11 protein-coding genes are annotated in these 13,211 nt (G+C 68.6%); 9 read left to right on the forward strand and 2 right to left on the reverse strand.

The genetic code is table 11. From position 1 onward, the window contains the following. Window positions 1-7: 7 nt before the first annotated feature. The 3 genes from WIX39_RS09570 (at window position 8) to ygiD (ending at window position 3,106) form a co-directional block, all read left to right on the forward strand. A complete protein-coding gene (locus WIX39_RS09570; RefSeq protein WP_106935591.1) occupies window positions 8-1,078 on the forward strand; it encodes an ABC transporter ATP-binding protein in 1,071 nt (356 codons plus the stop codon). Continuing rightward, on the forward strand, window positions 1,075-2,121 hold the full coding sequence (locus WIX39_RS09575) for an ABC transporter ATP-binding protein (protein WP_081268502.1): 1,047 nt from the start codon (window positions 1,075-1,077) through the stop codon (window positions 2,119-2,121). Before WIX39_RS09570 ends, WIX39_RS09575 begins: the two co-directional genes overlap by 4 nt. A 76-nt stretch (window positions 2,122-2,197) precedes the next feature. Further along, a complete protein-coding gene (ygiD, locus tag WIX39_RS09580) occupies window positions 2,198-3,106 on the forward strand; it encodes a 4,5-DOPA dioxygenase extradiol (RefSeq protein ID WP_106937545.1) in 909 nt (302 codons plus the stop codon). Window positions 3,107-3,130: 24 nt separating this feature from the next. Here the strand turns inward: ygiD and zwf are convergent, their stop codons facing one another. After that, window positions 3,131-4,603, reverse strand: a complete 1,473-nt coding sequence (zwf, locus tag WIX39_RS09585) for a glucose-6-phosphate dehydrogenase (protein WP_081268501.1) — start codon at window positions 4,601-4,603, stop codon at window positions 3,131-3,133. A 143-nt stretch (window positions 4,604-4,746) separates the two neighbouring features. Between zwf and WIX39_RS09590 the strand changes: the two genes are divergently transcribed. Genes WIX39_RS09590 through WIX39_RS09605 form a run of 4 tightly spaced genes read left to right on the forward strand, consistent with a single transcriptional unit; the run spans window position 4,747 to window position 9,766 of the window. Then, entirely contained in the window at window positions 4,747-5,760 is a 1,014-nt protein-coding gene (locus WIX39_RS09590) for an ABC transporter substrate-binding protein (RefSeq protein ID WP_081268500.1), read from the forward strand. Next, window positions 5,761-8,022 carry an ABC transporter permease gene (locus tag WIX39_RS09595; protein WP_106935590.1) on the forward strand — a complete coding sequence of 754 codons (2,262 nt, stop codon included), beginning with the start codon at window positions 5,761-5,763 and terminating at the stop codon, window positions 8,020-8,022. Between the two features lie 16 nt (window positions 8,023-8,038). Continuing rightward, a complete protein-coding gene (locus WIX39_RS09600) occupies window positions 8,039-9,091 on the forward strand; it encodes an ABC transporter ATP-binding protein (protein WP_409194967.1) in 1,053 nt (350 codons plus the stop codon). A 12-nt stretch (window positions 9,092-9,103) separates the two neighbouring features. Further along, window positions 9,104-9,766, forward strand: a complete 663-nt coding sequence (locus WIX39_RS09605) for an HAD family hydrolase (RefSeq protein ID WP_409194968.1) — start codon at window positions 9,104-9,106, stop codon at window positions 9,764-9,766. On the opposite strand, the gene WIX39_RS09610 is transcribed toward WIX39_RS09605, so the two are convergent. Then, entirely contained in the window at window positions 9,712-10,380 is a 669-nt protein-coding gene (locus WIX39_RS09610; RefSeq protein WP_106935588.1) for a lipocalin family protein, read from the reverse strand. The two genes, WIX39_RS09605 and WIX39_RS09610, sit on opposite strands and share 55 nt — an antisense overlap. A 256-nt stretch (window positions 10,381-10,636) precedes the next feature. On the opposite strand from WIX39_RS09610, the gene tal reads away from it, so the two are divergent. Together tal and pgi are read left to right on the forward strand one after the other, a co-directional pair. Beyond that, entirely contained in the window at window positions 10,637-11,593 is a 957-nt protein-coding gene (gene tal / locus WIX39_RS09615) for a transaldolase (protein WP_106935587.1), read from the forward strand. A 2-nt stretch (window positions 11,594-11,595) separates the two neighbouring features. Further along, window positions 11,596-13,149, forward strand: a complete 1,554-nt coding sequence (pgi, locus tag WIX39_RS09620; RefSeq protein WP_409194969.1) for a glucose-6-phosphate isomerase — start codon at window positions 11,596-11,598, stop codon at window positions 13,147-13,149. Window positions 13,150-13,211 lie beyond the last annotated feature (62 nt).

A 13,211-nucleotide genomic window follows, 5' to 3' on the forward strand; every position in this document is an offset into this window, starting at 1 on the left:
CGCCACCATGACGCTGCTCCAGGTCAAAGACCTCGTCGTCGAGTTTCCGCACCGCCGAGGCACGCTGCGCGCGCTCGACCGGATTTCCTTCGACATCGCGCCCGGGGAAATCCTCGGCGTGGTGGGCGAGTCGGGCGCCGGCAAGTCGCTCACGGGCGCGGCCATCATCGGCCTGCTCGAAGCGCCGGGCCGCGTGGCGGGCGGTGAAATCCGCCTCGATGGCCAGCGCATCGACAACCTCGGCTTCGATGCGATGCGGCCCATCCGCGGGCGCAAGATCGGCGCGATCTTCCAGGACCCGCTGACTTCGCTGAACCCGCTCTACACCGTGGGCCGGCAGCTGGTCGAGACCATCCGCGCGCACCTGCCGGTGACCGACGCCGAAGCCCGCAAGCGTGCCATCGGCCTGCTGCAGGACACCGGCATTCCCGCCGCCGAGCAGCGCATCGACCACTTTCCGCACCAGTTTTCCGGCGGCATGCGGCAACGCGTGGTGATCGCGCTGGCGCTGGCGGCCGAGCCCAAGCTCATCGTGGCCGACGAGCCGACCACCGCGCTGGACGTGTCGATCCAGGCGCAGATCATTCAGCTGCTCAAGCGCATCTGCAAGGAGCGCGGCGCGGCGGTGATGCTCATCACCCACGACATGGGCGTGATCGCCGAGACCTGCGACCGCGTGGCCGTGATGTATGCCGGGCGCATCGCCGAGATCGGCCCGGTGCACGAGGTGATCCACCAGCCCGCGCACCCCTACACCTCGGGCCTGATGGCATCGATTCCCGACATGGCGAGCGACCGCGAGCGGCTCAACCAGATCGACGGCGCCATGCCGCGGCTCAACGCCATTCCGACGGGCTGCGCCTACAACCCGCGCTGTCCGCGCACCTTTGCACGCTGCCTGACCGATCGGCCGGAACTCATGCACGCCGGCGCCACCCGCGCCGCCTGCTGGCTGCACGACGCCACCGACCCGCACACCGGCCAGGCCGAACTGGCCGCGCGGCACCACGACGCCCTGGCGGCCGGCGAACGCGCCACGCCCGAAGCGGCAGAACCCCTGAGCGAGGTGACGCGATGAGCGCAGCAGTGATCGAACCCCGCGGCAACGCAACCGCACCCGCCGCGGCAGGCGAACCGCTGGTGGTGGCCCACGACCTGGCCCGCACCTTCGACGTTTCGCCGCCCTGGCTCAACCGCGTGCTCGAACGCAAGCCGCGCGTGCTGCTGCATGCGGTGGACGGCGTGAGCTTCTCCATAGAGCGCGGCAAGACGCTGGCGCTGGTGGGCGAGTCGGGCTGCGGCAAGAGCACGGTGGCCCGCCTGCTGGTGGGCCTGTATGCGCCCACGCGCGGCGGCCTGCAGTTCGACGGGCAGGACGCGCACGCCGCGTTCAAGACCCCCGAAGGCCGCAAGCTGCGCCGCCGCATCCAGATGATCTTCCAGGACCCCTACGCGAGCCTGAACCCGCGCTGGATCGTGGAGGACATCATCGGCGAGCCGCTGCGCGAGCACGGCATCATCAGCGACAAGGCCGCACTGCGCGAACGCGTGGGCGAACTGCTGAAGTCGGTCGGCCTGTCGCCGCTGGACATGAGCAAGTATCCGCACCAGTTCTCGGGCGGCCAGCGCCAGCGCATTTCCATTGCCCGCGCGCTCGCCACGCAGCCCGAGTTCCTGGTGTGCGACGAGCCCACCTCGGCGCTCGACGTGAGCGTGCAGGCGCAGGTGCTCAACATCATGAAGGACCTGCAGCGCGAGCAGGGCCTGACTTACCTCTTCATCTCGCACAACCTCGCGGTGGTGCGCCACGTGGCCGACCAGGTCGGCGTGATGTACCTGGGCCGGCTGGTCGAGGTGGCCGACAAGCAGAAACTGTTTGCCGCGCCACAGCATCCGTACACGCGCATGCTGCTGGACGCCATTCCGCAGATGAAGCACACCGGCCGCTCCCGCACACCGGTGCAGGGCGAGGTGCCGAATCCGCTGAACCCGCCCACGGGCTGCGCCTTCCATCCGCGCTGCCCGCATGCCAATGCGCGCTGTTCGGCGGAGCGGCCGAAGCTGCTGGGCATCAAGGGCGTGCAGGTGGCTTGCCACGCGGTCGAAGAGGGGCGCATCTAGCGCGGCGGCCGCCCATCTTCGAAAAAGTGTGCGCAAAGGCACCGCCTTGCGCAGAAAACTGTTGCAGAGTGCCGCCATGCCGATCACGACCACTCTTGCAAGCTCCGAACTGGGCCGCCGCGGCTTCCTCATGGGCACCGCCCTTGGCGCAACCGCCGTGCTGGCTTCCCTGGCCTGCAGCGTGCAGGCCGCCGGCGCGGCCACGCGGCGCATGCCGGTCGTCTTCATCGGGCACGGCTCGCCCATGAACGCCATCACCGACAACGCCTTCACGCGGCGCCTGTCGGCGTGGGGGCGGGAGCTGCCGCGGCCGTCGGCCATCCTCAGCGTGTCGGCGCACTGGCTGAGCCGGGGCGCCACGGGCGTCGGCATGCAGGAGCGGCCGAAGACCATCCACGACTTCGGCGGCTTCCCGCAGGCGCTGTTCGACGTCGAATACCCCGCGCCCGGCCACCCGGCGCTCGCGCGGGAAACCGTCGGCGCGGTGAAACAGGCGCCGGTGATCGGCACCGACCAGTGGGGCCTGGACCACGGCACCTGGACGGTGCTGAAGCACCTGTACCCGAAGGCCGACGTGCCCGTGTTCCAGCTCAGCATCGACTACGACAAGCCGGCGGCCTTCCACTATGCGGTGGGGCGGGATCTGGCGGCCTTGCGCGACAAGGGCGTGCTGGTGATGGGCAGCGGCAACGTGGTGCACAACCTGCGCGCCACCGACCGCGGAACGCCGGACGGCCCGAGCGCCAGCCGCCCGTGGGCGCAGTCTTTCGACGATGCGGTGAAGTCCGCGCTGGCCGGCCGCGACGACCGCGCGCTGGTCGACTACGCCAAGCTCGAAGGCGCGTCGACCGCGGTGGCCACGCCCGACCACTACTACCCGTTTCTCTACGCCCTTGGCGCGGCCAGCAGCGGCGAGCGCGCGAAGACGGTCTACGAGGGGTTCCAGTCGGGCACGCTCAGCATGCGTTGCCTGCAGTTCGGTTGAGCGCGGCCCGGGCCCGAGCTGGCCTTACTGCTCCTCGCCCCAGGAGAAGCCGTCGCGCGCGATCATCGCGCTCGACGCGCTCGGGCCCCAGGTGCCGGCCGCATAGGGGCGCGGGCCGCCGTCCGATTCCCAGCTGTCGATCAGCGGCTCGACCCAGCGCCAGGCTTCTTCCTGCTCGTCGCTGCGCACGAACAGGTTGAGCCGGCCGTCGATCACGTCCAGCAGCAGGCGCTCGTAGGCGCCCACGCGCTCGGCGCCGAAGCGCTTGTCGAAGTCCAGGTCCAGCTGCACCGGCGCCAGCTGGTTGGCCGAGCTCTGGTTGCCGTTGCTGCGCTGGCGGTTGTCCTGGGCCTGCGCGAGCATGTGCAGCTCCAGCCCGTCCTTGGGCTGCAGGTTGATGACGAACTTGTTCACGTTGCCGGCCGGCGCGCGGTAGATGGCGTGCGGCGTGGGCCTGAAATTGACTTCGATGCGCGCGTCGCGCGAGGCCAGCCGCTTGCCGGTGCGGATGTAGAAGGGCACGCCGGCCCAGCGCCAGTTGGCGATTTCGGTGCGCAGCGCCACGAAGGTCTCGGTGCGGCTGTCGGGATTCACGCCCGGCTCGTCGCGGTAGCCCTGCACCCGCTCGCCGTAGGCCGTGCCGGCCGTGTACTGGCCGCGCACCGCGTGCAGGCTCAGGCTCTCGGGCGTCCAGGGCTTCAGCGCGCGCAGCACCTTGAGCTTTTCGTCGCGGATGGCGTCGGCGTGCGAGTTGATCGGCGGCTCCATGCCGATGGCGCACAGCAGCTGCAGCGCGTGGTTCTGCACCATGTCGCGCAGCGCGCCGGTCTGGTCGTAGAAGGCGCCGCGCTTTTCCACGCCCAGGTCTTCGGCGATGGTGATCTGGATGTTGGCGATGTGCTCGCGGCGCCAGATGGGCTCGAACAGCGCATTGCCGAAGCGCATGGCAAACAGGTTCTGAACCGAGGGCTTGCCCAGGTAGTGGTCGATGCGGAAGACCTGCTTTTCCTCGAGCACCTTGCCCACGGCCGCGTTGATGGCGCGGTTGGAAGCCAGGTCGTGGCCCAGCGGCTTTTCCAGCACGATGCGCGTCCTGGGGCCGTTCATGCCGGCGGCGGCGATCTGCTCGACCACCTGCGTGAAGAGCGCGGGCGCGGTGGCCACGTACATCACCACCGTGTCGGCGTCGCGCTGCTTGAGCAGTTCGGAGAGGCGCGCGTAGTCTTCGGTCTTGGACAGGTCCATGCGCAGGTAGTGCAGCATCGACGCGAACTTCTTGAACTCGTCGGGCGAGGGCCGCTTGGCGCCTTCGACCGCATTGAAGCGCGACTGGATGAGCTCGCGGTACTGGTCGTCGGAGTGATCGTCGCGAGCCACCCCGATGATTCGCCCGTCTTGCGGCAGGCTGCCGTGCCGGAATGCCTGGAACAGCGCGGGCATGAGCTTGCGCCATGCGAGGTCGCCAGTACCGCCGAACAGAACGAGATCGAAGCTCATGAGAAAACTTTCCTTTGTCTGAGTGCCGAGCAGGCCGATGTGCCAGTCGCGATGGTACTTGTACCGATTCGCGAGACCTGTACTAAAGCTACGCTGCACCACGGCCGCAAGGCCATTTTTTTATGCCGAGGTGGAGATTTCGAATGAAGAGCAAGCTTTTTACCGCAGCCGCGCTGCTGGGTCTGTCGGCCGCGGCGTCGGCGCAGACCGTCAATGTCATCTGCTCGGTCCAGGCCGAGTGGTGCAACGTGATTTCCACCGTCTACGCGCGTACCACCGGCGTGCGCATCAACATGGCGCTCAAGGGTTCCGGCGAGGCGCTGGCCCAGCTGATCGCCGAGAAGGACAACCCCAAGACCGACGTCTGGTTCGGCGGCACCGGCGACCCGCACCTGCAGGCGGCCGAACAGGGCCTGACGCTCGAATACAAGTCGCCCACGCTGTCGCAGCTGCACCCCTGGGCGCAGCAGCAGGCCAAGCAGTCGGGCTACAAGACTGTCGGCATCTACTCGGGCCCGCTGGGCTTCGGCTACAACCCCGAGCTGCTGGCCAAGAAGAAGCTGCCGGTGCCCAAGACCTGGGCCGACCTGCTCAAGCCCGAATACAAGGGCGACATCCAGGTGGCCAACCCCGCGTCGAGCGGCACCGCCTACACCATGATCGCCACGCTGGTGCAGATGATGGGCGAGGACAAGGCATTCGAGTACCTGAAGGCGCTGCACAAGAACGTGGGCCAGTACACCCGCTCGGGCACCGGCCCGATCAAGGCGGTGGCGCGCGGCGAAACCGCCATCTCCATCAGCTTCGTGCATGACGGCCCCGGCGAGAAGATGCAGGGCTTCCCGGTCGAGACCATCACGCCGAGCGACGGCACCGGCGCCGAGATCGGCTCCATGAGCATCATCAAGGGAGCACGCAACCTCGACGCCGCCAAGAAGTTCTATGAATGGGCGCTGACGCCCGCCGCGCAGGAACTGGGCGCCGCGAACAAGCAGTTCCAGCTGCCGAGCAACGTGAACGCCAAGCTCGACCCGCGCATTCCCGACTTCAAGAAGATCAAGTTCATCAACTACGACTACGCCAAGTACGGCGCCAGCGCCGAGCGCCGCCGCCTGATCGCGCGCTGGGAAAAAGACGTCAATTCGCTGCCCCGCTAAGTGGAAGCGCGCGCTATCGAAGGCGCGCCGGTCAATCCGGCGTCGCTGGCCGCCGCCCGGCGTTCGCAGCGCTGGATCTGGGCATGGGTCGCGCTGGGCCTGGCGGCCTACCTGCTGCTGCCCTGGTATGCGATCCAGGATTCGACCTGGTACGAAGCCGTTCCGCAGGTGTTCAGCCAGGCGGAGGGCGCCAACGGACTGATGCAGGCGGCCACGCAGGGGCGCGGCTGGCTCTTCATCGGGCTGGCGGGGCTGCTGCTGTGCGCCGTGGGCGCTTGGCTGCCGGCCGGCAAGGCGCAAGGGCGATGGCTGCTGGCGGGTGGGCTGACAGGCGCGCTCGGGCTGGCGGTGGCGGGCTTCACCATCGGTGCGCGCGGCTGGAGCTTTGCCGCGCTCAACGCGCAGTTCGGCGAGCTGGCGGTCAACCAGTTCGGCATCGGCGCGGGCGGCTTCGTGGCGCTCACGGCCCTGGTGCTGCTGATGGCCTTCGGCATCGCGCGGCTGGGCCTGTTCAAGGGCGACCTGTTCGTGGCGGCTGCCGTCGTCGGCTGCGGCGTGCTGATGGCGCTGTTCATCGCCTACCCGGTAAGCAAGGCGCTGTCGGGCGCCTTCTTCAATGAAGACGGGCAGTGGTCGATCACGGCCTTCGTCGCCCGCGTGTTCACCGAACGCATCTGGGGCCTGGGCTGCCTGAGCGGCGGCGTGCGCTGCGGCGTGGCCTGGAACACGCTGGTGCTGGCGCTGCTCACGGCCGCCGGCACCACCTTCCTGGGCACGCTGATGGCGCTGATGGCCGAGCGCGGCAGCAAGCGCGGGCAGGGCGCGCTGCGGGTGCTGGCGCTGCTGCCGATCATCACGCCGCCCTTCGTGGTGGGGCTCGGGCTCATCTTGCTGTTCGGCCGCGCCGGCATCGTCAACCAGGTGCTGGAGAGCGTGTTCGGCATCGAGCCCACACGCTGGTTCTACGGCATGCCGGGCGTGCTGGTGGCGCAGCTGTTCGCCTTCACGCCCATCGCCTTCATGATCATGCGCGGCGTGGTGCAGGGCATCGCGCCCAGCCTGGAAGAGGCGGCGCAGATGCTGCGCGCCGACCGCCGCCGCACCTTCTTCACCATCACGCTGCCGCTGCTGAAGCCCGGGCTGGCCAATGCCTTCCTGGTCGGCTTCATCGAAAGCATTGCCGACTTCGGCAACCCGGTGGTGGTGGGCGGGCAGTTCTCGGTGCTGTCGACCGACATCTTCTTCGCCATCGTCGGCGCGCAGTACGACCAGGGCCGCGCGGCCTCGCTGGCCTGGGTGCTCACGCTGTTCGCGCTCGGCGTGTTCGCGCTGCAGCGCGGCCTGCTGGGCAAGCAGAACTACACCACCGTGAGCGGCAAGGGCGACGCCGGCATCGCGATGGCGCTGCCCGACGGCGTGCGCCGCGCCATCTACTGCATCGCCATGCCGTGGATCGCGTTCACCGCGGTGGTCTACCTGTTCGCCTTCGCGGGCGGCTTCGTGCAGACCTGGGGGCGCGACTACAGCTTCACGCTGAACCACTTCAAGAGCGCCTTCGCGCTGGAGTGGGGGCAGTTCGGGCTGGTGTGGGCGGGCACGGCGTGGAACTCGCTGATCACCACGCTCAAGCTCGCGGGCATCTCGGCGCCGATCACCGCCGCGCTGGGCCTGCTCATTGCCTGGCTGCTGGCGCGCAACGAGTTCAAGGGGCAGGGGCTCTTCGAGTTCGGCGCGCTGCTGGCCTTCGCGATTCCGGGCACGGTGCTGGGCGTGAGCTACATCCTGGCGTTCAACGTACCGCCCTTCGAGCTCACGGGCACGGGGCTGATCATCGTGCTGTGCTTCATGTTCCGCAATCTGCCGGTGGGCGTGCGCGCCGGCACCGCGGCATTCAAGCAGCTCGACCGCTCGCTCGACGAAGCCTCGCTGATGCTGCGCGCATCGACCTCGCAGACGCTCTTCAAGGTGGTGCTGCCGCTGCTCAAGCCCGCCCTGGTGGCCGCGCTGGTCTACAGCTTCGTGCGCGCCATGACCACGGTGAGCGCGGTGATCTTCCTGGTCACGGCCGAGAACGAACTGGCCACCACCTACATCATCGGCCGCGTCGGCAACGGCGACTACGGCATTGCGCTGGCCTACTGCACGGTGCTCATGATCCTGATGTCGCTGGCGATTGCGCTGGTGCAGTGGGTGGTGGGGGAGCGCAAGCTGGGGCGGCGCAAGGCGGGAGCGGCACCCGTGGTGGCCGCGCCGGTGCATTGAAACGGGAGAACAACACATGAGCAACGGCATCGAATTCCGCAACGTCACCAAGCGCTACGGCACCGACAAGAACGCGCCGCTGGCCGTCAAGGGCATCAGCTTCGAGGTGCCCGTGGGCACGCTCACCACCATTCTCGGCCCCTCGGGCTGCGGCAAGACGACCACGCTGCGCATGATCGCGGGGCTGGAGTCGCCGACCTCGGGCTCGATCTTCATGGGCGGCCGCGACGTGACCACGCTGGGCCCGGCCGAGCGCAACGTCAGCATGATGTTCCAGAGCTATGCGCTGTTCCCGCACATGAACGTGATCGAGAACGTGGGCTACGGCCTGCGCATGAGCGGCGTGAAGAAGGACGAGGCCACTTCGCGGGCGCGCGAGGCGCTGCGCGGCGTGGGCCTGGTGGGTTTCGACGAGCGCCTGCCCAGCGAGCTTTCGGGCGGCCAGCAGCAGCGCGTGGCCCTGGCGCGCGCGCTGGTGCTGGAGCCGGCGGTGCTGCTGTTCGACGAGCCGCTGTCCAACCTCGACGCCCGGCTGCGGCGCGAGATGCGCGAAGAGATCCGCACGCTGCAGCAGCGGCTGAAGCTCACGGTGGCCTACGTCACGCACGACCAGAGCGAGGCGCTGGCCGTGAGCGACCAGATCATCGTCATGGACCATGGCGTGATCGCCCAGCGCGGCACGCCCGAGCAGCTCTACGGCCGGCCCGAGAGCGAGTTCGTCGCCGGCTTCATGGGCGAGGCGATGGTGTTTCCCGCCACGGCGCAGGCCGACGGCAGCGTGGCGCTGGGGCCGCTGCGCCTGCAGCCGCGCTACGCGGTGGCGCCCGGCACGGTGAAGGTGGCGGTGCGGCCCGAGGCTTGGCAGATCGGCGCCCACGGCGCGGCGGACGGCCTGCCGGCCACGTTGCGCAAGTCGGCCTACCTGGGCAGCTTCTATGAATATGGCTTCGACACCACCCTGGGGCCGGTCTTCGTGGTGTCGACCGACCTGTCGCGGCCGCTGGCCGCAGGTGCCCAGGCGACGCTGTCCCTGGGAGCCCACGGCGTGAGCGTGGTGCCCGGCGCATGAAACAATGGCGCCATGAACGTGGTTTTCGATCTGGGCGCCGTGCTGTTCGCATGGGAGCCCGCCCGCCTGGTACAGGCTCACCTGGCGTCCCATGCACCCACCGAGGCCGCCGCGGCCGCGATGGGGCGGGCGCTTTTCCATCACGACGACTGGACCGGCTTCGACTGCGGCACCCGCACGCTGGATGACGCCATCGCCCGCATGTCGGCCCGGCTGGCACTGCCGCCGGAGCCGTTGCACGCGATGCTGCAGGGTCTGGGCGAGCGGCTGGAGCCCATCCCGGTCACGGTGGCCATGCTCGAGCAGCTCATGGAATACCGCGAAGCCGGCCAGCCGCTGCGGCTGTACTACCTGTCGAACATGCCCGCGCCCTACGCCAGGGCCATCGAGCGCCGGCATGCCTTCATGCGGCGCTTCGACGGCGGTGTGTTCTCGGGCGACGTGAAATTCCTCAAGCCGGAGCGCGAGATCTACGAGGTGCTGGCCATGCGCCATGGCCTCGACCCCGAGCAGACGGTGTTCATCGACGATTCCGCCGCCAACGTGGAAATGGCCCGTGCCTTCGGCTGGCACGCCATCCATTGCACCTCGCCGGCCATGCTGCCGTCGCAGCTGCAGCGTTACCTGCCGGTCAGCACGACCTTGTCGGTGTCGAACCCCAGGCTGCGGGCGTAGTCGAGTTCGGCTTCGAGCACCGCAGCATCGAGCCGCGGCGCGCGCGACAGCACCCAGAGGTACTGCCGGTCCGGCGTGCCGACGAGCGAGACCTGGTATTCGCGGTCGAGCTTCAGGATCCAGTAGTCGCCCCACACCAGCGGCAGCCAGCTGAGCCATGCCGGCGCAAAGCGCACTTCGAGGCGGCCCGCGCCGGGCTGTCCCGCCACGGGCACCACGCGCGCGGTGCCGACGGCCTCGTCGAAGTTGCCGTCCTCCCGAACGCAGCGGTTGACCACCTGCACGGTGCCGTCGGGCTGCGGCGTGTATTCGGCGGTGACGGGGCCGGCGCATTGTTTCTGGAATCGATTGGGCAGGCGGGCCTGCTCGTGCCACATGCCGGCATAGCGCTGCAGGTCGACCGGGGCCACCACCTGCAGCGGCGCGCGCATCAGCGGAGCGCCATCAGCCGGGCCGGCCGGCTGGGCACGTGCGGTGCGCGCCGCCCCCAGCGCCAGCCAGGTCGCGACGCCGCCCACCACGAAGGCCGTGGCCATGGCGCCGATCGCATGGCTGGTGCGGCGGTCGTCGAAAGGTCGGACGGCGGGCGCCGTGGGGCGCGGGCGTTGGGTCATGGGGCACTCCTGGAAGGGATGGAAAAGTTCAGCATCCGCTTCAGGGTAAGTGGGGGGCGGGCGCCCGGCCGTCAGTCGCGGACCACAGCCGCTGTAGGGCGAGGAGGCCGGACGCGCCCCATGAAGAAGCGGACAACCCCACGGGCATCAGGCTGATGGAGCCGCGCGGAAACCCGTGCTACGGTGCGCATGAAAACATCGGCCAACGCGCAACTGCGTGCAGGACTTGTCATAACCCGCACAGGATAATGATTTCATGAACCAACTCGATGCCCTCCGCCAGTGGACCACCGTCGTCGCCGACACCGGTGACTTCAAGCAACTCAGCGTTTCCAAGCCGCAGGACGCGACCACCAATCCGTCGCTGATCCTCAAGGCCGTGCAGAAGCCCGAATACCGCCCGCTGCTCGACGAGACCGTGAAGAAGCACGCGGGCAAGCCGCTCGACGAGGTCATCGACCGCCTGCTGGTGCGCTTCGGCACCGAAATCCTCTCCATCATCCCGGGCCGCGTGTCGACCGAAGTCGATGCCCGCCTGTCGTTCGACACCGCCGCGACCATCGCGCGCGGCGAGCGCATCGTGGCGCTCTACAAGGCCGAAGGCATCGACACCGAGAAGCGCCTGCTCATCAAGGTGGCTTCCACGTGGGAAGGCATCGAGGCCGCGCGCGCGCTCGAGCAGAAGGGCATCCGCACCAACCTGACGCTGCTGTTCTCGTTCGCGCAGGCCGTGGCCTGCGGTGCGGCCGGCGTGCAGCTCATCTCGCCCTTCGTGGGCCGCATCTACGACTGGTACAAGAAGACGGCCGGCGCCAAGTGGGACGAGGCCGCCAGCGCCGGCGCGAACGACCCCGGCGTGAAGTCGGTGCGCCAGATCTTCGAGTACTACAAGCAGCACGGCATCAAGACCGAAGTCATGGGCGCGAGCTTCCGCAACGTCGGGCAGATCAAGGCGCTGGCCGGCTGCGACCTGCTGACCATCAGCCCCGAGCTGCTGGCCGAGCTGGCCGCCAGCAACGAGCCGCTCGAACATGCGCTCGACGCCAAGGCCGCGGCCAAGGGCGACGCGCCCAAGGTGAGCTACGACGAAGCCGGTTTCCGCTTCGCGCTCAACGAAGACGCCATGGCCACCGAGAAGCTCGCCGAAGGCATCCGCGCCTTCGCGGCCGACGCGGTGAAGCTTGAAAAGCTCATGCAGGAAAGCGGCAAGTAGACATGGCCATGCAACTTCGCTGCGACCGTGCGCCGGCCTGGGCGCAGCTGCAATCCGCCTTCGATATCGCGGGCCGCCAGTTCGACGTGCGCCACGCCTTCGTCGACGACGCCGGCCGATTCGAGCGCTTCAGCCAGGAGGCGCCGTATGTGTTCGCCGACCTGTCGAAGAACCTGATCGACGCGCGCACGGAAGAGCTTCTGCTCACGCTGGCCCGCGAATGCGGCCTCGAGGCGCACCGCGACGCCATGTTCGCCGGCGAGCACATCAACAACACCGAAGACCGCGCCGTGCTGCACACGCTGCTGCGCGCGCCGGCCGATGCGCCCACCGGCCCGAAGACCGCGAACGAGCTGCGCGAGGTGCACGCCACGCTCGACGCGATGCTGGCCTATGCCGAGAAGGTCCGCGCCGACCACACGATCACCGACGTGGTGAACATCGGCATCGGCGGCTCCGACCTCGGACCGCAGATGGCTGTGCTGGCGCTGGCCGAGTTCGCCGCGCCGGGCAAGCGCTTCCATTTCGTGTCGAACGTCGACGGCCATGAACTGGCGGGCGTGCTGAAGGGCCTGGCGCCGGAGCACACGCTCTTCCTCATTGCCTCGAAGACCTTCACCACGGCCGAGACGATGACCAACGCGCAGTCGGCCAAGCGCTGGTACGAGCAATCGGGCGGCACCGACATCGCGGGCCACTTCGCGGCGCTCACCACCAACGTGGAAGCGGCGAAGAAGTTCGGCATCGACACCACCTTCGGCTTCTGGGACTGGGTGGGCGGGCGCTATTCGCTGTGGTCGGCCATCGGCCTGCCGATTGCGCTGGCCATCGGCGCCGACGGTTTCCGCCGGCTGCTGGCAGGCGCACATGCCATGGACGAGCACTTCCGCACCGCGCCGCTCGCGCAGAACCTGCCGGTGCGCCTGGGCCTGCTCGACGTCTGGTATCGCAACTTCCACAAGTTCACCAGCCGCGGCATCGCGCCGTACCACAGCGCCCTGAAGCGCCTGCCGGCCTACCTGCAGCAGCTCGAGATGGAAAGCAACGGCAAGCAGGTCGATGCGGACGGCAAGCCGGTGGCATTCGGCACCTCGCCGGTGCTGTGGGGCGAGCCGGGCACCAACGGCCAGCATGCCTACTTCCAGATGCTGCACCAGGGCACGGACGTGATCCCGCTCGAATTCTTGGCGGTGCGCGACGCCTCGCACGACCTCGAAGGCCATCACCCCAAGCTGCTGGCCAACGCGCTCGCGCAGGCACAGGCGCTGATGGTCGGCAAGCTCGACGAGGGCGGCCACAAGAACTTCCCGGGCAACCGGCCGAGCACCTTCTTCGTGTTCGAGAAGCTCACGCCCGAATCGCTGGGCGCCTTCCTCGCGATGTACGAGCACCGCGTGTTCACCAGCGGCGCGCTGTGGGGCATCAACAGCTTCGACCAGTGGGGCGTGGAGCTGGGCAAGGTGCTCGCCAGGGACATCGAACCGCGCCTGGCTTCGGGCGACATCACCGGCCTCGACGCCTCCACGGCCGGCCTCCTCAAGCGCCTCGGCAGCTGAATCGACCGCCCGGAATGCACTGAATAAGCCGTTTGTTTGCGAGCAGATGGCTGTTTTTGGCT

Source organism: Variovorax sp. AB1(2024), assembly GCF_037482385.2.
Taxonomy (GTDB): domain Bacteria; phylum Pseudomonadota; class Gammaproteobacteria; order Burkholderiales; family Burkholderiaceae_C; genus Variovorax.

What these genes read in the sequence shown, in the direction of transcription:
- WIX39_RS09570 (WP_106935591.1), top strand. Translation starts at nt 8, where the DNA reads ATGACGCTGCTCCAGGTCAAAGACCTCGTCGTCGAGTTTCCGCACCGC.
- WIX39_RS09575 (WP_081268502.1), top strand. Translation starts at nt 1,075, where the DNA reads ATGAGCGCAGCAGTGATCGAACCCCGCGGCAACGCAACCGCACCCGCC.
- ygiD (WP_106937545.1), top strand. Translation starts at nt 2,198, where the DNA reads ATGCCGATCACGACCACTCTTGCAAGCTCCGAACTGGGCCGCCGCGGC.
- zwf (WP_081268501.1), bottom strand. Translation starts at nt 4,603, where the DNA reads ATGAGCTTCGATCTCGTTCTGTTCGGCGGTACTGGCGACCTCGCATGG.
- WIX39_RS09590 (WP_081268500.1), top strand. Translation starts at nt 4,747, where the DNA reads ATGAAGAGCAAGCTTTTTACCGCAGCCGCGCTGCTGGGTCTGTCGGCC.
- WIX39_RS09600 (WP_409194967.1), top strand. Translation starts at nt 8,039, where the DNA reads ATGAGCAACGGCATCGAATTCCGCAACGTCACCAAGCGCTACGGCACC.
- WIX39_RS09605 (WP_409194968.1), top strand. Translation starts at nt 9,104, where the DNA reads ATGAACGTGGTTTTCGATCTGGGCGCCGTGCTGTTCGCATGGGAGCCC.
- WIX39_RS09610 (WP_106935588.1), bottom strand. Translation starts at nt 10,380, where the DNA reads ATGACCCAACGCCCGCGCCCCACGGCGCCCGCCGTCCGACCTTTCGAC.
- tal (WP_106935587.1), top strand. Translation starts at nt 10,637, where the DNA reads ATGAACCAACTCGATGCCCTCCGCCAGTGGACCACCGTCGTCGCCGAC.
- pgi (WP_409194969.1), top strand. Translation starts at nt 11,596, where the DNA reads ATGGCCATGCAACTTCGCTGCGACCGTGCGCCGGCCTGGGCGCAGCTG.